Source organism: Amycolatopsis sp. NBC_01286 (genome assembly GCF_035982555.1).
Lineage (GTDB): Bacteria > Actinomycetota > Actinomycetes > Mycobacteriales > Pseudonocardiaceae > Amycolatopsis.
Map to the genome: position 1 here is coordinate 1,713,521 of NZ_CP108428.1, position 17,479 is coordinate 1,730,999.

14 protein-coding genes are annotated in these 17,479 nt (G+C 70.3%); 6 read left to right on the forward strand and 8 right to left on the reverse strand.

The window, feature by feature from the left end; translation table 11 throughout:
• Positions 1-3 precede the first annotated feature (3 nt).
• The 6 genes from OG570_RS08180 (at position 4) to OG570_RS08205 (ending at position 6,056) form a co-directional block, all read left to right on the forward strand.
• Positions 4-948: a glycosyltransferase family 2 protein gene (locus OG570_RS08180; RefSeq protein ID WP_326956123.1), complete on the forward strand. Its 945-nt coding sequence runs from the start codon at positions 4-6 to the stop codon at positions 946-948.
• Positions 945-2,129 (forward strand): polysaccharide pyruvyl transferase family protein, encoded by a 1,185-nt coding sequence (locus OG570_RS08185; RefSeq protein WP_326956124.1) that lies wholly within the window; start codon positions 945-947, stop codon positions 2,127-2,129. The genes OG570_RS08180 and OG570_RS08185 overlap by 4 nt, the downstream gene beginning before the upstream one ends.
• Positions 2,126-2,674, forward strand: a complete 549-nt coding sequence (locus OG570_RS08190) for a dTDP-4-dehydrorhamnose 3,5-epimerase family protein (RefSeq protein ID WP_247060404.1) — start codon at positions 2,126-2,128, stop codon at positions 2,672-2,674. The genes OG570_RS08185 and OG570_RS08190 overlap by 4 nt, the downstream gene beginning before the upstream one ends.
• Positions 2,675-2,679: 5 nt before the next feature.
• A complete protein-coding gene (locus OG570_RS08195; protein WP_326945957.1) occupies positions 2,680-3,996 on the forward strand; it encodes a glutamate-1-semialdehyde 2,1-aminomutase in 1,317 nt (438 codons plus the stop codon).
• 168 nt (positions 3,997-4,164) lie between these two features.
• A complete protein-coding gene (locus OG570_RS08200; RefSeq protein ID WP_326956125.1) occupies positions 4,165-5,646 on the forward strand; it encodes a right-handed parallel beta-helix repeat-containing protein in 1,482 nt (493 codons plus the stop codon).
• A 164-nt stretch (positions 5,647-5,810) separates the two neighbouring features.
• Positions 5,811-6,056: a hypothetical protein gene (locus OG570_RS08205; RefSeq protein WP_326945955.1), complete on the forward strand. Its 246-nt coding sequence runs from the start codon at positions 5,811-5,813 to the stop codon at positions 6,054-6,056.
• Here OG570_RS08205 and OG570_RS08210 read toward each other — a convergent pair.
• The 8 genes from OG570_RS08210 to asnB all read right to left on the reverse strand — a co-directional run bounded on the left by OG570_RS08210 (position 6,043) and on the right by asnB (position 17,455).
• Positions 6,043-6,657 (reverse strand): maleylpyruvate isomerase family mycothiol-dependent enzyme, encoded by a 615-nt coding sequence (locus OG570_RS08210; RefSeq protein WP_326956126.1) that lies wholly within the window; start codon positions 6,655-6,657, stop codon positions 6,043-6,045. The genes OG570_RS08205 and OG570_RS08210 overlap by 14 nt on opposite strands.
• Positions 6,658-6,796: 139 nt before the next feature.
• Positions 6,797-7,444: a phosphatase PAP2 family protein gene (locus tag OG570_RS08215; protein ID WP_326956127.1), complete on the reverse strand. Its 648-nt coding sequence runs from the start codon at positions 7,442-7,444 to the stop codon at positions 6,797-6,799.
• Positions 7,441-8,616, reverse strand: coding sequence for a glycosyltransferase (locus OG570_RS08220; RefSeq protein ID WP_326956128.1), 1,176 nt, complete (start codon positions 8,614-8,616; stop codon positions 7,441-7,443). The genes OG570_RS08215 and OG570_RS08220 overlap by 4 nt, the downstream gene beginning before the upstream one ends.
• On the reverse strand, positions 8,613-9,884 hold the full coding sequence (locus tag OG570_RS08225) for an O-antigen ligase domain-containing protein (RefSeq protein WP_442788254.1): 1,272 nt from the start codon (positions 9,882-9,884) through the stop codon (positions 8,613-8,615). Before OG570_RS08225 ends, OG570_RS08220 begins: the two co-directional genes overlap by 4 nt.
• A 1-nt stretch (position 9,885) precedes the next feature.
• On the reverse strand, positions 9,886-11,409 hold the full coding sequence (locus OG570_RS08230) for a right-handed parallel beta-helix repeat-containing protein (protein WP_326945951.1): 1,524 nt from the start codon (positions 11,407-11,409) through the stop codon (positions 9,886-9,888).
• Between the two features lie 9 nt (positions 11,410-11,418).
• A complete protein-coding gene (locus OG570_RS08235; protein WP_326956129.1) occupies positions 11,419-13,359 on the reverse strand; it encodes a heparinase II/III family protein in 1,941 nt (646 codons plus the stop codon).
• Positions 13,356-15,539, reverse strand: coding sequence for a bi-domain-containing oxidoreductase (locus OG570_RS08240; protein ID WP_247060392.1), 2,184 nt, complete (start codon positions 15,537-15,539; stop codon positions 13,356-13,358). Before OG570_RS08240 ends, OG570_RS08235 begins: the two co-directional genes overlap by 4 nt.
• The gene (gene asnB, locus OG570_RS08245) at positions 15,536-17,455 is read right to left on the reverse strand and encodes an asparagine synthase (glutamine-hydrolyzing) (RefSeq protein ID WP_247060391.1); all 1,920 of its coding nucleotides are present in this window, start codon (positions 17,453-17,455) and stop codon (positions 15,536-15,538) included. The genes OG570_RS08240 and asnB overlap by 4 nt, the downstream gene beginning before the upstream one ends.
• Between the last annotated feature and the right edge of the window lie 24 nt (positions 17,456-17,479).

The window sequence follows — 17,479 nt, forward strand, 5'->3', positions numbered from 1 at the left end:
TCCATGACCACCGTCCCGCGGCTGAGCCTCGGCCTCCCGGTGTACAACGGCGAGGAGTACCTCGCCGAGTCACTGGACGCGCTGCTCGGCCAGACCTACGAGGACTACGAGCTGATCATCTCGGACAACGCGTCCACCGACGCGACCGACGAGATCTGCCGCCGCTACGCCGAGAAGGACTCGCGGATCCGCTACGTCCGCCAGCCGAAGAACATCGGCGCGACACCGAACCACAACTTCGTGTTCGACGTCTCCCGCACCGAGCTGTTCAAGTGGGTCTCCCACGACGATCTCTACGCGCGCGACCTCCTCAAGCGCTGCATCGAGGCGCTCGACGAGCGCCCGGACGTCATCCTCGCCCACTGCGACCAGGCCATCATCGACGGCGACGGCCGCATCGTCCAGCCGCTCGAGTACACCCTGGACACCGGCTCCCGGCACGCCCCGGACCGCTTTCGCAGCATCCTGTTCGAGCCCGGCGGCGACGACTTCTACGGCGTCATCCGCGCCGACGTCCTCCGCCGCGTCAAGCCGCTCGACAGCTACCACCACGCCGACCGCACGTACTCGGCCGAGATGGCGCTGCACGGGCCGTTCTACCAGGTGCCCGAGCTGCTCTACTTCCGCCGCGACCACCCGGGCCGCGCGGAGCGGGCCAACCCGACCATCCGGAGCCGGTGCGCCAACCTCGACCCGCGGCGCGCGGACCGGCTCCGGAACCCCACCGTCCGCCTGGTCGGCGAGTACATCGTCGGGTTCGCCGACCTGATCCGGCGCTCCCCGATCTCGGGCGCCGACAAGCGCGAGTGCTTCCGGCACCTCGGCAGCTGGCTGACCGACCGCGCGCGCTCCGGCCACGGCGAGCGCGTCGAGGACCGCGCGCCGACCGCCTCCGACGTCGCCACGGTCAACGAGATCGTGGCCGGCCGGGAAGGCAGGCTCGCGTGAAGCGTGCCCCTCGCGTCGGCGTGTTCGGCCTGCTCGGCTCGGGGAACCTCGGCAACGACGGTTCCCTAGAAGCCGTGCTCGGCTACCTGCGCGCCGAGTACCCGGACGCCGTGCTGGGCGCCCTCGTGGGCGGTCCGGAGATCGTCCGCGAGCGGTACGGGCTCGACACCACGCCCCTGCACTGGAACCAGTCCGAGTACGAGACGGCGTCCGGCCTCCGATCGATCGTCCTGAAGGGCCTGGGCAAGCTCGTCGACATCGGCCGCACGGCCGCTTGGGTCCGCAAGCAGGACGTCGTCATCGTGCCGGGCATGGGTGTCCTCGAAGCGACGCTTCCGTTGCGTCCCTGGGGTTTTCCGTATTCGCTGTTCCTCCTCTCGGCCACGGGCCGGCTCTTCGGGACGAAGGTCGCGCTGGTCTCGGTCGGCGCCAACGAGATCAGCGCGCGGGCGACGCGGACGCTGGTCCGCTGGGTCGGCCGCCTGGCCACCTACCGCTCCTACCGCGACGACATCTCCCGCGACGCGATGCGCGCCATGGGCGTCGACACCAGCCGTGACCAGGTGTATCCCGACCTAGCGTTCTCCCTCCCCACCCCGGACGACGCCGGCGAGCCGGGCACCGTCGGTGTCGGCGTGATGGCCTACTACGGCGGCAACGACGACCGCGCCGACGCCGACCGGATCTACCGCCACTACGTCGACACGATGAACCGTTTTGTCGGTTGGCTCGTTGACCAGGACAGACCCGTCCGGCTGTTCATCGGCGATCAGATCGACCGGCAGGTCGTCGACGAGATCATCGAGAAGACCGCTTCCCCGCTGGTGACGGCGGCTTCGGCGGAGACCCTGGACGAGCTGATGCACGAGATGGCCGCGGTGGACCGCGTGGTGGCGACGCGCTACCACAACGTGCTCTGCGCCCTGAAGGTCGCGAAACCGACCGTGGCGATCGGGTACGCGCCGAAGAACGACGTCCTCATGGCGGAGATGGGGCTCGGCGGTTTCACCCAGCGGGCGAAGACCGTCGACTTCGACCGGCTCGTCGAACAGTTCACCGAGCTGGAGAACCGTTCGGCCGAACTGCGCCAGACACTGCTGGAACGGAACGAGATGAACGCGCAACGGCTCAAGGACCAGTTCGCCGCCCTTTCGGCGGCCCTCTTCGGCGGTGGGCGATGAAGGCCATTCCGGTACCCGAAATCGAGGGCGTGTACCTGTTCGAACCGGCACCCCACGTGGACGTGCGCGGCTTCTTCAGCCGCACCTTCGACCGCGAGGTCGTCGCGTCGGTCGGGATCGACCCGGACGGCTTCGCCCAGGACAGTCTTTCCCGGTCCCGCAAGGGAGTCGTGCGCGGGATGCACCTGCGCGGCGGGGCCGGCGAGTCGAAGCTCGTGCGCTGTTCGCACGGCGCGATCTTCGACGTCGTCGTGGATCTCCGACCGGATTCCCCGACATTCCGAAACATCAAGACTTTCGAACTTTCCGGTGAGACGCAGGTTTCGGTGTACATCCCCGCGGGGTGCGCGCACGGATTCCAGTCACTCACAGATCCCTCGGACGTTTCGTACCGTATCGATCGGGCGCACAATCCGAACGAAGACATTACGATTTCGTACAAAGACCCTGAATTGGACATTTCCTGGCCACTGTCAGTCACACTGGCCAGTGACCGAGACGAACGTGCGCCGTCTCTCGGAGAGGCGTTGAAACCAACGAGGTGACCCCCATGGGAACGAACTTGCCCCGCTCCACGACGGCGAACGAGCGGCTGCACCGGGTCATCCCGGGTGGAGCGCACACTTACGCCAAGGGCTCGGACCAGTATCCCTTCGAGATGGCCCCGGTCATCTCCCACGGCCGCGGCGGCCACGTCTGGGACGTCGACGGCAACGAGTACATCGAGTACGGCTCCGGACTGAGAGCGGTCAGCCTGGGCCACGCCCACCCCCGCGTCCTCGACGCCGTCCGCGGCGAACTGGACAAGGGCAGCAACTTCATCCGCCCGTCGATCATCGAGGCCGAGGCCGCCGAGCGGTTCCTCGAAAACGTGCCGACGGCCGACATGGTGAAGTTCACCAAGAACGGCTCCGACGCCACCACGGCCGCGGTCCGGCTGGCCCGCGCCGCGACCGGGCGCAAGCTCGTCGCGAAGTGCGCCGACCACGCGTTCTTCTCGACCGACGACTGGTTCATCGGCACGACGCCGATGAACGCGGGCATCCCGGACGAGACGACCGAGCAGACGGTGTCCTTCCCGTACGGCGACCTGCAGGCCGCCGAGGAGCTGCTGCAGCGCCACAACGGCGAGATCGCGTGCCTGATCCTGGAGCCGGCCGCGGCGGCCGAACCGCCGCCGGGGTACCTGCAGGGCCTGCGGGAGCTCGCCACGCGCCACGGCGTCGTGCTGATCTTCGACGAGATGATCACCGGCTTCCGCTGGTCCGCCCACGGCGCGCAGGGCCTCTACGGCGTCACCCCGGACCTCTCGACGTTCGGCAAGGCCCTCGGCAACGGCTTCGCCGTCTCCGCACTCGCCGGCAAGCGGGAACTGATGGAGATCGGCGGGCTGCGCACCGACCGGGAGCGCGTGTTCCTGCTCTCGACCACCCACGGCGCCGAGACCCACTCCCTCGCCGCCGCGATGGCGGTGATGGACGTCTACCGCGACGAGGACGTCATCGGCCGCATGCACGCCCTCGGCGACCGGCTCGCCGCCGGCGTCCGCGACGTCGCGGCCGGAATCGGCGTCGAGGACCACGTGGTCGTCCGCGGCCGGGCCAGCAACATGGTCTTCGGCACGCTCGACGAAGAAGGCAAGCCGTCGCAGCCGTACCGGACGCTGTTCCTGCGCGAGCTGATCAGCGGCGGGGTGCTCGGCCCGTCCTTCGTGGTCAGCGCCGCGCTCACCGAGGCGGACATCGACAAGACGATCGACGTCGTCGCCCAGGCCTGCACGGTCTACCGCAAGGCCCTCGACGCCAACGACCCCACACCGTGGATGGGCGGCCGCCCGGTGCAGCCGGTCTTCCGCAAGCGCGCCTGACCCGGCCCCCGCGCCGCCCGGTGCCCGGTTCCCGCCGGGCGCCGGGCGGTCGCGGGTCCGGAGCACGCCGTCGGATCCCCGCTCCGGGGAGCCGGTTTCACTCGTTGGGTCCGATGAGGACACTTGAGGGTGACTGTTTTCCCGCCCGATCGTGCGTAGCGTCCTGCCATGGGCAGATCTCGTGCGTTTCTCGTCGGTGCTTGCTCGCTCTTGATCGCCGTGGCTTGCCCGGCGATCGCGAACGGTGCCGACGGGCCCGGGCCGGTGTGCGATCACCAGCCCGCGGCGTACGAGGAACCGCCGCCCGGGGCGGTCTCCGTCGAACCGGGCGTCGACGGAGACCTCTCGGCCAAGACGGCGGCGCACCCGCCGGGCACCACCTTCTGGCTCCGGCCCGGCACCCACACCCTCGGCACCGACGAGTTCGGCCAGGTCGCGCCCAAGGACGGCGACGTCTACCTCGGCGCGCCCGGCGCGGTCGTCGACGGCCGCGGCGTCAACCGCGCGGCGTTCACCCAGCAGGCTCGCGACGTCGAGATCAAGGGCCTCACCATCCGCGGTTTCGCCGCGCTGCAGGACCAGGGCGTGGTCAACCACGACTCCGGCGACGGCTGGCTCATCGAGAACACCACCGTCGAAGACAACGCCGGCGCCGCCCTGATGGCCGGCGCGGGCCAGGTCGTGCGGCACAGCTGCCTGCGGAACAACGGCCAGTACGGGCTCAACGCCTACCAGGCCGGCGACCACATCACCGGCCTCGTGCTGGAGGGCAACGAGATCACCGGCAACAACACCGGCGACTGGGAGACCAAGGTCCCGGGCTGCGGCTGCAGCGGCGGCGCCAAGTTCTGGGCCGTGAACGGCGCCGACGTCCGCGGCAACTGGGTCCACGGCAACCACGGCGCCGGCCTGTGGGCCGACACGAACAACAACGACTTCCTCGTCGAGGACAACCTGTTCGAGGCCAACGACGCCGAGGCGCTGTTCTACGAGACGAGCTACAACCTCGTGCTTCGCGGCAACACCTTCCGCGGCAACAGCCTGGTGCAGGGCCGCAAGTTCGCCTCGCGCGGCGACAACTTCCCGGCGGCGACGGTGTACCTGTCGGAGTCGGGCGGCGAGTCCCGGGTGCCGGCGCGGACGTCGGCCATCGACATCAGCGGGAACACGTTTGTCGACAACTGGTCCGGGATCACGCTGTGGGAGAACGCCGACCGCTTCTGCACCAGCCCGGCGAACACGTCTTCGGGCTACTGCACAAAAGTGGCTTCCCCGTCTTCGTGCTCGGCGGGCACCATCGCGAAGGCGCCGGCCTACGACGACTGCCGCTGGAAGACCCAGCACGTCGAGATTCACGGGAACACCTTCCGGTTCGAGCCTGGGCGGGTGGGCTGCACGAGCTTCTGCGGGCGGATGGCACTGCTGTCGAACTACGGGACGTTCCCGGACTGGTCGCCCTACAAGGGAACCGTGGTCCAGGAGGCGATCACGTTCCAGCAGGACAACCGGTGGCACGACAACTCCTATGCGGGGCCGTGGACCTTCGTCGTGCATGACACCTCCAGGACGGTCGACCCTGCGGGCTGGCGGGCGGGCCCGTACTCGCAGGACGCGTGTTCTTCGTTCGACGGTGGGCCCGCCGGCTGCTGATCACGACTATGGCACCGGGTTCCGACACTTTTCTCCGGCGATCACGACTTCGGTGACGATTTCCCTTGGCAGACAAGGGAAAAGTCGCGAGTGGTGAATTCCGGACACCGCAATCACCCGTTCAAGCGATGGTGTTCGCACGAGTGTTCGGTACCTTCGGAGACATGGCCACCTCGAGCCCCGTTCCCGAAACCCTTCGCCATGACGCGACCGACGTCGTCGCGTTCGACGCGATGGGCGTCCTCTACTCGCGCGCCGACGACGTCGGTGAACTGCTCGTCCCTTTCTTGCGCAGCAGGGGATGCGTGCTCGAACGGCATGACATCCCCGACTGGTTCGTCAGCGGGGAAACCGGAACACCACGGCTGTCCACGATGGACAGACTTCGAAGAGAGCTCAGACCGTGGTGAACCGCGAACTCGGCTCTCCTCGCAGCCGCCCCGAGGGCAGCCGCCGGTTGCAGAGCACCAGCAGGAGATCCTGGGCGGCGCCCGTGAGCGGCGAGCCGGTGCCGTACGACCAGTCGAGGTCGTCGGCGCGCAGGGAGACGCCCGCCAGATCGGCGCCGAAGTACCTCACCTGCTTCGGCTTGAGACCGTCGAGAACCAGCTCGAGCCGTTCCCGGGGCACACTCCGGTCGAGGCTCAGGGCGGTCGTGATGTCCAGGCCGTGGATCACGTCGTGGCTCAGGGCGCCTTCCGCTCCCCCGCCCGGCGGCCGCCAGGGGTGTTCGGCGTTGTCGCGCAGCGAGGCGACGAGCGCCTCGGACGACAGCTCGGCCGCGTCGCGTCGCGCCACCCGGTCGGCCATGTGGTTGAAGCGCCCGGCGGACTTCAGCAGCTCGCGGGCGAACCGGCCGGTCGACATGCGGAACGGCATCGTCAGGTGGGCGACCACCTCCGGCACGCGCCAGCCCGCGCACAACGTCGGCGTCGCCCATTCGGCCGGCGACAGGCCATCGAGCACCGCCGCCAGCTCACGGCGTTCCGCGGCGATCAGGTCCTGGATCATCGGGGTCTCCTTCGCGAGTCGGTCACCCCACCGACGAACAAGCCCGACCGAGACCGACAGGTTCGCCCGGAGAACCGCCACACAACCGGACCGGCGCCTGGGCGCTGCGAGTGTCACCCCGCCGACGACCGCGGAGTCGTCAGAGGCGATCGGCGACGCGGTCCACCGCCCACGCCATCGCGGGGACCACCGCCAGCGCGGCGCAGAACCCGCCGATCGCGTCCGTCGGGTAGTGCGCGCCCAGGGATACTTCGGCCCAGCCCATCGCGATCCCGGCGACCGCGGCCAGCACCAGCATGAGCAGCACCCCCGCCGTGCGGCCCAGGTGCAGGCGGTCGGCCACCAGCAGGCCGATGACCAGCGCGAGGGCCGTGGCCATGGCCGTGTGACCGCTCGGGTAGGACAGGAACTCGCCGTGGATCGTGCGGCCGACGATCGGTTTCAGCACCGTCGTCACCGCGACGGTGGCCAGGACCCCGACCACGGTCAGCACCGCTATCCGGACCCGGTGGGCCAGGAAACCCAGCAACGCGACCAGAGCGACCAGGATCGTCGACCCGACCGGTTCACCGCCGAAGTCGAAGACCAGCGCCACGTACCGCCAGGGCGGCCGGACGCCGTCGAGCGACGGCAGCACGGCCGCGTCGATCCCGGTCAGGCCGGAGTCGTGGAAGTGGAGGATGCCGAGCGCGACGAGCACCGCCGTCGCCAGCGCACCCGACATCGCCAGCGGGGCGCGCAAGGCGACCGGCAGAGCCTCGGGTGCCGTCCGGACGAGTTCCCTCACCCGTGCGCCTCGATCGCGGCCTGGTACCCGGAGATCAGCCGGTCGAGCCCGACCGCCGGGGTGAAGTCCTTCTCGTACCGGACGCGGGCCGCGTCCCCCATCTCCTGGTTCCGGTCGCCGGTCACCTGGCGCAGCCGGTCCGCGAGCGAGGCCGCGTCGTTCGGCTGGTGCAACAGGCCCGTCACGCCGTCCTCGACGAGCTCGGGGAACGCGCCGTGGGCCGCCGCGACCGTCGGCACGCCGGCCGCCATCGCCTCGACGACGACCAGGCCGAACGCCTCCAGCCACGTCGACGGCGCCACCACGGCGACGGCGTCGGCGGTCAAGGCGCGGCACTCCGCCTTGTTCTGCAGGCCGACGTACGAGACGTCCGGCCGGCCGGACGCCCAGGTGGCGACCTCGTCCTGCATCGGGCCGGTGCCGGCGATGACCAGCGGCACGCCCAGGGCGCCGCCGAGCTGGTCCCACGCCCGCATCAGCAGGCCGACACCCTTTTCCTCGGTGATACGGCCGAGGAACAGTACGTGCTTTCCGTCGCCGGTGCGGCGGACACCGGGGTCGGTGACGAAGTTGTGCTTCACCGCCATCCGCTCGCCGGGCATCCCGGCCGACACCAGGAGGTCACGTTGAGCCGCCGAAATGCAGAAGAACCGGGACACGCCCGTCCACCACCGGCGGCGGTTCGCGATCATGCTGGCCGCCATCGGCACCGTCGCGGCGCTCGAGCCGCGGTAACAGCCGTGCTTCACCGCGGGCAGCGGTGAGCCGCCGACGCACTCGGTGCAGATGTGGCCGTCGCGGTGCAGGGTGCCCGGCGGGCAGACCATCGTGTAGTTGTGCAGCGTCGCGACGGCGGGCACGCCCGCGTCCGCGCAGGCGGCGACCACCGACGGCGACAGCAGCGGGAACGTGTTGTGGATGTGCACGACGTCCGGGCGCGACGCCCGCAGCCGGGCCGCGAGCTCCTTCCGGACCGCCGGGTTCCACGGGATCATCAGCGGAACGGTCGCCTTGCGGGGCAACGGCATCTGCGCGATGTCGTCGCTGCGGCGCTCGAACAACGACACCTTGTGCCCGCCCTCGGCGAGCAGGGAGACCTCGGCGTCGACGACGTTGTTCTCACCGCTCGGCTGCTCGGACCGGTACCGGTTGTGGACCACGAGCACCTTCACGCGGCTGCACCTCGCACGCTTGCCCCCTTCGCCGGGATGAATGCTTCTTCGTCGGACTGCGGCACCCCGCGGACCAGCAGCGACGCGGCCAGGGCCAGGTGGAGCAGGTACGGCGACGCGTCGCCGAGGCCGGCCTCGGTGTAGGAGGCCGAAATGCAGTAGGTGATCAGGAAGATCGCGCACGCGCGAGCCAGGGACGGCGGCCGCAGCACGGCCACCACGACCAATGTGAGGAGGAAGCCCGCGACCAGCGCGATCCCGACGAACCCCTGCTCGTGGTAGATCGCCAGCCAGCTGTTGTCGATGGGGAGGCCGTCGTAGGACTTGTCCGTCAGGCCGACGCCGAAGATGTACTCCGACGTCGTCCGCGGGGCCTCCAGCAACGCGTCCCAGACCTTCGCGCGGCCGGTCAGGCTGGAGAAGTTGTCCGCGCTCTGCCCGCGGAGGAACCACGCCTGCAGCGCGCCGGCCAGCACCAGGCCGCCGACACCGCCGATACCGGCCGTCCACGCGAACACCTTGCGGGCGCGGGCACTGGTCAGCGCCATCGACAGGAAGGCCACCAGTAGCCCGGCGAGCAGGCCGAGCGTCGCTGTGCGGGTGTGCGTGAGCAGCAGCAGCGCGAGGGCCGGCACCACGATGATCAGGGCGCTGCGCCAGGTCGTGCGGCGGCCGAACCAGAGCAGGAGCGTCAGGCCGGAGATGACCGCGGCGTACTGACCGATCTGCGGCGGCGTGAGCGGCCAGATCGCGCCGGACAGCCGGCCGCCGTACTCCTCGGGCATCGCGTTGCCCGGCGAGACGACCAGGCCCACCGCGACCGACGCGAGCACGATCCCGTACGTCCGGATGTGGGACCGGACCAGCCCGAACCCGCCGTCCCACCAACGGGTGAGCAACCAGAGCGTGGAGAGGAAGACCGTGAGCCGGAAGCACCGGAAGAGCGCGCCCGCGCCTTCCTTCAGGTCGGCGCTGGCCAGGATGCTGGACAGCAGCAGCAACGTCAGCAGCAGCAGGTACGCGCTCGGGCGGATCCGCAGGTGCTTGTTCAGGGCCAGCGCGATCACGAAGGCCGTCATCAGCGAGCCCATCGTGACCAGCTGGCTGACCGACCGCGGCAGCGGGATGACCGTCTTCGCGCCGGTCGAGCCGAGCGTGTTGATGATCAGCAGCGCCCACGCCAGGGCCGCCCACTTCGGCGTCGACGACGCGGGCTCGACCGTGGCTTCGCCGCGGATCCTCGCCGTCGTTCGGGTTTGTGTCGCCATGTCAGCCCCCGCCCTGCGCGGTGAAGGTGCTTCCGGAGTCCTGCGAGTACGGCGAGCCCTGCCACTCGCCGATCTCGATGACGCGGTCGGTGGTGTACGGGATGAACGTCCACGGCCCGGCGTAGCTGTTGTCGTGCCAGCGGTTGTCCTGCTTGTACGTGATGGCTTCCTGGACGACGTCGTTCTTGTAGGGCGACCAGTCCGGGTAGGTGCCGAAGTTCGACAGCAGCGCCATCCGGCCGCACGAGGCCTGGCAGCCGACCACGGCCGGGTCCAGGACGAACTTGTTGTCGTGGATGTCGACGTGCTGGGTCTTCCAGCGGCAGTCGCTCAGCAGCGGCTCGGTGGTGATCGCCGGCGCCGCGCACGTCTTCACGTTCGGCACCAGGCGGGTGCAGTCGCCGGACGAGGTGTTGGCCGGGCTGTTGCAGTACCGGTCGGCGTTCTCCCACAACGTGATCCCGGACCAGTTGTTCTCCAGGAAGTTGCGGGAGATCTCGATCTTCGCGGTCCGCGCCTTGATCCGCGGCTCGCCGCCGGACTCGGAGATGTAGATCGCCGGCGTCGGGAAGTTGTCGCCCTTGTCGGCGTACCTGCGGCCGTCGACCCAGTTGTTCTTCCGGATCGTGTTGTCGCGGATGATCGCGTTGTAGCTGATCTCGTAGATGATCGCGGCGCTGTCGTTGTTCTCGATGAGGTTGCCCTCGATGAGGAAGTCGTTGTTGTTGGTGTCCGCCCACAGCCCGGTGCCGTGGTTGTCGTGCACCCAGTTGCCGCGGACGTCGGCGCCGTTGACGTCCCAGAACTTGACGCCGCCGGTGCAGCCGCAGCCGTCGATCTTCGTTTCCCAGTCGCCCGTGTTGTTGCCGGCGATCTCGTTGCCCTCGACGACCAGCGCGGTGATCGGGGTGCTGCCGGAGAAGGCGTTGATCCCGTACTGGCCGTTGCGGCGCAGGCAGTTGCCGCGCACCTGCTGGCGCGCGCCCGCCATCAGCCCGGCGCCGTCGTTGTCCTGGATCGTGGAGTGCTCGATCTGCCAGCCGTCGCCCGAGTCGTGGTTGACGACCCCTTCGTCGCGGGGCGCCGCGAAGCCCTGCACGGTCAGGTAGGTGAGCTTGACGTTGTTCCCGTGCCCGGTGAACGCGTACTGGTTGATCTTCCGGCCGTCGAGGACCGCGCCGGGCGCGCCGATGTAGACGTCGCCGTCCTTCGGCGAGACCTGGTCGTACTTGTCGTCGCCGAGGATGTGCTTGCCCGGCTTGAGCCAGAACGTCGTGCCCGGGCCGGCCGCGCGCGTCTTCACGGCGAGGTCGTTCGGGACCGCGGGGTCGACGATCACCGCACCGGCCGGCGCCGCCGTCGGGCCGGCCGGCTCCTTGTCGCAGACCGCCGCGACCGACCCGCTGGGGGCCGAGGTCGCCTGGGCCGGGCCGCCGGTGTCGGGGCTGCTGGAGCACGCCGCGAGCGTGAGCAGCACGCCGAGCAGCGGAGCGGCACGGCGAAGTCGGGAGCGGCGGGCTGTCACGGGCGGGTCCTAACTGAAGCGGAGCAGGGTGATCGAGTGTCCGGGAGTGCCGGAGCCGACCAGGGTGGTCGAGGGTTCCTTGCGGCCGAAGCCCGCCGAGTACCAGCCGAGCAGCGGGTCGAGCTCACCCCGGTGGGCCGTCCACGTCAGCTCGGCCGGCAGTTCCAGCTCCGCGGTGTGGACGGGGGCCAACGTCCGGCCGTCACCCTCCCAGCGCAGGTGGGCGACGTTCCCGTCCAGGGTGGCCGTGACGGCCGGGCCCAGGTGGAACGCCAGCCGCGCGGCCGGGCCCGTGTCGCCGAGCACCTCGTCGACGATCTTCAGCACGGCGCCGTCGAGCTCGACCGTCCGGCGGTGCACCGCCGGCGCGTAGCCGTCGTGGGCCGCCGACCAGTGGGACGGGCCGTGGTCGGGGGTGTGCACGCCGAGCACCTTCGTCACCGCGTGCCGGGTCCAGAGGAACGGCCCGCCGGACGCCGACTGGTCCTGACCGCCCAGTTCGAGGGTGTTGTGGCCGAGCGTGGAACGGAAGTACGACCGCCACTGCGGCTCGCCGTGGTAGCAGAAGGTGCCCGGGTCGGCGAGGATGTCGACGCCGTCGTGGCGGACCTCCACCGACAGTGCGTCGGCGTGGGCGTGCGCGGCGATCGACAGGAAACCGTGCGGCCCGCCGTCGCACCGCGCCCAGACCTTTCCCGAGCGCAGGATCGTCATGCCCGCGTCCCGCAGGTGGGCGGGACGCCGGCCGGAGCGGACGCCCGTGGCTCGCGGTGTCCGGAGGGCGAGTGCGGTCAGCAGCGGCGTGCGGACGTCGTCACCCGGCACCGGCCACCAGTCGAGGCGGCCGAACAGGACCTCGCCGGTGGCCAGCAGCGACGCCCAGCGGTTGGTCTCGGAGCCGTCGACGATCAGGCCGAAGCCGTCGTCGGCGTCACCCTGCCGGGGCGGCCGGAACCGGTTGTCCACAATGGACGCCAAGGCGTCGGTCATCCGGAGCAGGACGTCCCAGGTGGAGTCCGGCACCGGGGTGCCGGCCGCGTCGGCTTCGAGCGCCGCCGCGAGGCCCAGTTCCAGCACCAGGCCGTGGTACTCGGACGCGAGCTCGGCGTTGAGCCCGGAGCCGAAGGTGTTGCGGCCCAGCTGGACGTCCAGCGAGCGGGTCGCTTCGGCCCGCCAGCGCGGCGACTCCGGGAACCAGCCGAACGCGCACGCCGCGGCCAGCAGGCCGGCGTCCTCGGCAATGACGTGGTTGTTCGCCGACGAGCCGTGGCTGCGCAGGGTCGCCAGCCAGTTCTGGTGGTGCCACAGCTGCAGGTGGAAGTCCGGGTTGTCCTCGAACAACGCCGTGACGCCCGCCCAGCCGTCGAGCAGGCGGCGGACCCAGACCCACGACAGCAACCGGATGCCCAGCTCGATGCCGCTCACCCAGTGCGGCCCGCGCAACGGCGGGTTGGCCGCCCACCAGGACCGCAGGTGCGCGGCGACGCGCTCGGCGTACGTCGCGGTGCCGGTCAGGGCGTACGCCGCGGCCAGCACGGTGAGGTGCTGGTGGCGCGACGGCTCCCAGATCTGCTTGATGTCGCCGACCTCGTCCTCCGACCGGTACGGCACGTCGAAGGCGTAGACGTCCAGCGGCGCGCGGCGGCCGGTCTTCGGGTCGAGGGCCCAGTCCGGCGACACCATGTCGTCGCGCAGGACGCCGAAGTACTCGGCGCGGCCGGCCATCAGGTGGTCGGCCGTGGCCAGCAGCCGCGTGACGGCCTCGCCGGAGACCTTGCCGAGAACGCCGTCCGGCAGCTGGGCGGTGAACCGTGGGTGTGACGGCCACGCGGGCGGCTCGGGCAGCGCGGACCGCCACTGCCGCTGGACGACGGCGTGCCGAGCACGGCCGACGACCTCCGCCGGCCCCATCCGGGACAGCCGGCGGAGGTACCAGCCGGGACCCATCATGCCGGGGCACCCGCCTTCCGCGGCAGCTCGATCCGGACCGGCGCCGAGTTCGCGACGCTGGTCTGGGCGGCGAGCGTGGCCAGCGTCGTCGCGGCCAGCGAAGCGACCGAGATCGGCATCGGGCCACCCGTGCGGACGGCTTCGAGGAAGGCGTCGACCTCGGCGGCCTGGCCCTTGTCGCGGCCCTTCGGGAGCCGCGAGCTCGCCCACTTCTTGCGGGAGAACACCGACGCGCGGACGAAGTCGTCGAACTTCAGGACCTTGCCGTCGGCGGTGACGTCGAGCGTCTCCTTCGGGAAGCCCGACGAACCGCTTTCGGCGTAGGTGATGACCGCGGTGGAACCGTCCCCATAGCCGAGGGTGATCTGCAGGTCCGTGCCGCCGGTCGCGTAGACCGAGACCGGGTCGGCGTCGAGCAGCCAGCTCACGGTGTCGATGAAGTGCCCGCCTTCACCGGCGAACCGGGAGCCCTCGGTGGCGGTCTGGTTGTACCAGCTGCCGTGGTCGAGGCGGCCGGCGTTGACCAGGTAGCGGACCGTCGCCGGGCCGACGCGCGGGCCGAACTGGCCGCGGGCTTCGTGCAGCAGCGGCGCGAACCGGCGGTTGAAGCCGACCTGCAGCCGGTCGTTGCCGGACTCCTCGATCGCGTCGAGCACCTTCTGCAGCTCGGTTTCCGTCAGCGCCAGGGGCTTCTCGACGAACACCGTCTTGCCCGCGAGCAGCGCCTGGCGGGTCAGCTCGGCGTGCGAACTGTGGCGGGTGACGACGAAGACGGCGTCGATCGAGTCGTCACCGAGCACGTTGTCGATGTCGGTGGACGCCTCGGCGAAGCCGAACTTGCGCCGCGCGTTGGCGCCGGACAGCGCCGATGTCGTCGCGACGTGCTTGAGCTCGACGTCGTCGCGCTCGACGAGGTGCGGCAGCAGCATCGACGACGCGTAGTTGCCGGCCCCGACGAAGCCGAGGCGCACCGGCTGCCCGGCGGGCTTCGGCGCGGCCTTGTGCTCGACCAGCCCGATCCGCGCGGACGTCACGACCGGCTCGGTCTTCGCGACCGCGTCCGGGTAGCGGAACAGCACCGCGACGGCCTTGAGCTCACCGTCGTTGAGCGACTTGTACGTCTCGACGGCCTCGGAGAAGTCCGAGACGTGCGTGATCAGCGGCTCGACGTCGAGGCGGTCGCGGTCGATCAGGTCGATCACGCACTCGAGGTTGCGGCGCTCGGTCCAGCGGACCTGGCCGATCGGGTAGTCCCGGCCTTCGAGCTCGTACGACGGGTCGTAGCGGCCAGGGCCGTACGAGCGGGAGAACCGGACGTCCAGTTCCTTCTCGTAGTAGGCGTTCCACGGCAGGTCGAGCTTGCACTTGCCGATGTCGATCACGCGGCCGCGGTCGCGCGACAGCTTCGCGGCCAGCTCCACCGGGTCGTTCGTGTTGCCGCCCGCGGCGAGGTACGTCTGGTCGACGCCCGCGCCGTGCGTCAGCTCGTCGACGGCGGTGTCCACCACGCCGGAGCCCGGGTGGCTGCACACCAGCGCGCCGAGGCTCTCGGCGAGCTTGCAGCGCTCCGGGTCGGGGTCGACGCCGAAGACGCGCACGCCGGACGACACCAGCAGCTGCACCACGAGCTGGCCGATCAGGCCGAGCCCGATGACCAGGGCGACGTCGCCGATCTGCGGCTCGCCACGGCGCACACCCTGCATCGCGATCGAGCCGACGGTGCCGAATGCCGCGTGCCGCGGGTCGACCCCGGCCGGCACACGCGAGTAGAGGTTCTTCGGCACCCAGTTCAGCTCGGCGTGCAGCGCGTGCTCGTTGCCCGCGCAGGCCACGAGGTCGCCGACCGCGACGTCCGTTATGCCGTCGCCGACCTGCTCGACGATGCCGCACAACGAGTAACCGAGGGGCGTGTATGAGTCCAGTTTGGACGTCACTTTGCGGTAGGTCGCCGAAAGACCGTTGGTCGCCACGCTCTGGACGACCTTCGCGACCTGGTCCGGCCGGGCTCTCGCTTTGCCCACCAGGGACAGGCTCGCCTCGGACACCTTCATCATCTCGGTGCCGGTCGAGATCAGGGAGTACACCGTGCGGACGAGCACCCCGCCGGCCTTGCACGCGGGCTCGGGCACTTCCAGCAGTGCCAGTTCACCGCTCTTGTAGTTCTGGACGACCTGCTTCACTTCGCTCCCGCTCCCGACATCGCGTTCCGGTACCAGTACTCAAGGGTCAAGATGTGCCAAAGGTGCTTGCTGCGGTCCTGCTGGCCGGCGGCGTCCTCGGCGACCATCCGCTGCAGTGCTTCGCGCTGCAGGAAACCGGATTCGACGAGCACGCCCTCGTTGACGACTTCGCGCACCAGCGGCGCGAGGTCGCGGCTCATCCAGGCCCGCAGCGGCGCGCTGAACAGGCCCTTCGGCCGGTGCACGATCTCGCTGGGCAGGATGTTGAGCGCCGCGTTCTTGAGGGCGACCTTGCCGGCGCGGCCGACGATCTTCTTGTTGCCGGGGGTCCGGAACGCCGCGCGGACGACCTCGACGTCGACGAACGGCGTCCGCACCTCGGTGGACGCCGCCATCGTCGAGCGGTCGGTGTAGGTCAGGTTCAGGCCGGGCAGGAACATCCGCGAGTCGGCCAGGCACATCCGGTTGACGAAGTCGTCGAGCGACTGGTCGTTGTACGTGTCGGCGTGCTCGGTGAGGACGTCGTCGACCGTCGGCGCGAGGTCCGGGTTGAGCAACCCGAGCAGCTCGGCCTGGTCGTACATCGTGTAGCTGCGCCGGAACGCCGTCTCCTCGGGCAGGCCCGCGAACGACAGGAACCGCTTCGCGAACCGCACCGAGCGGTAGCCGCGCTTGGCCGAGGCCACCGGCAGCCGGTCCACCAGGGACTCCACCGGACGCCGGACCGCGCCCGGAACCTTGTGGTAGCGCAACGCGATCAGGTTCGCGAGGTGCTTGCGGTAGCCGGCGAACAGCTCGTCGGCGCCCATGCCGGACAGCATCACCTTGACGCCGGCGTCGCGCGCGGCCGAGCAGATCAGGAACGAGTTGATCGCCGCCGGGTCCCCGATCGGCTCGTCGAGGTGGTACGTCATCTTCGGCAGCAGGTCGAGCACCTGCGGCGCGATCTCGATCTCGTGCAGGTCGACGCCGAACTGCTTGGCCACGATCCGGGCGTACTTCAAGTCGTCCGGCATCGCCTCGAACTTGGCGTCCTCGGCCCGGAACCCGATGGTGTAGGCCGAGATCCCCGGCTGCGACCGCGCGGCCAGCGCCGTCAGGTAGCTGGAGTCCAGCCCACCCGAGAGGAACGTCGCGACCGGGACGTCCGAGAGCAGGTGCTTGGCGGTCGACTCGGCAATCACCTCGTGCAGGTCGACCTCGCCCTCGAAGGCCGCGCCCTCTTCGGCGACCTCGCGCAGCGACCAGAAGCGGCCGCGGTCGACCCGGCCGTCCGGGCGGCAGCGCAGCCACGTGCCCGGCTGCAGCTTCTCCGCGCCTTCGTAAGCGCAGCGGCTGTCCGGCACCCAGTAGTAGAGCAGCGACGCGACCAGCGCGGCGTTGTCGATCTGCAGCGACCCGCCCAGCTCGCCGGCCAGCGCCTTCAGCTCGGAGGCGAAGGCGACGCCGCCGGCCCGGTGCACGAAGAACAGCGGCTTGATGCCCAGCTGGTCGCGGACCAGGAACAGCTCGCCGGTGCCCTCTTCGAACATCGCGAAGGCGAACATCCCGCGCAGCTTCGGCAGGCAGTCGGTGCCCCAGCGCCGCCACGCCTGCAGCAGCACCTCGGTGTCGGACGTGCCGCGGAAGCGCACGCCGGCGGCCGTCAGCTCGGCGCGCAGCTCGGGCGCGTTGTACAGCTCGCCGTTGTAGCTCAGCGCGAGGCCGTCGAGGACCATCGGCTGGGCGCCGGTCTCGGTCAGGTCGACGATCGAGAGCCGCCGGTGTCCCAAGTGGACTTCACCGGCGCCGGTGCCGCCGACGACGTGGTCGTAGCGGCCGGAGCCGTCCGGCCCGCGGTGGGCCAGCGTCTTCGTCAGCCGGTCGGTCAGCGGTCCGCCGTCCGGCCAGAGGTAGGTGCCTGCGATGCCGCACATCTCGAGTGGGTTCCCCTTCGTCGC

Coding starts and splice junctions, on each gene's coding strand:
- OG570_RS08180 (WP_326956123.1), top strand. CDS start 4: ATGACCACCGTCCCGCGGCTGAGCCTCGGCCTCCCGGTGTACAACGGC.
- OG570_RS08190 (WP_247060404.1), top strand. CDS start 2,126: ATGAAGGCCATTCCGGTACCCGAAATCGAGGGCGTGTACCTGTTCGAA.
- OG570_RS08195 (WP_326945957.1), top strand. CDS start 2,680: ATGGGAACGAACTTGCCCCGCTCCACGACGGCGAACGAGCGGCTGCAC.
- OG570_RS08200 (WP_326956125.1), top strand. CDS start 4,165: ATGGGCAGATCTCGTGCGTTTCTCGTCGGTGCTTGCTCGCTCTTGATC.
- OG570_RS08205 (WP_326945955.1), top strand. CDS start 5,811: ATGGCCACCTCGAGCCCCGTTCCCGAAACCCTTCGCCATGACGCGACC.
- OG570_RS08210 (WP_326956126.1), bottom strand. CDS start 6,657: ATGATCCAGGACCTGATCGCCGCGGAACGCCGTGAGCTGGCGGCGGTG.
- OG570_RS08225 (WP_442788254.1), bottom strand. CDS start 9,884: ATGGCGACACAAACCCGAACGACGGCGAGGATCCGCGGCGAAGCCACG.
- OG570_RS08235 (WP_326956129.1), bottom strand. CDS start 13,359: ATGATGGGTCCCGGCTGGTACCTCCGCCGGCTGTCCCGGATGGGGCCG.
- asnB (WP_247060391.1), bottom strand. CDS start 17,455: ATGTGCGGCATCGCAGGCACCTACCTCTGGCCGGACGGCGGACCGCTG.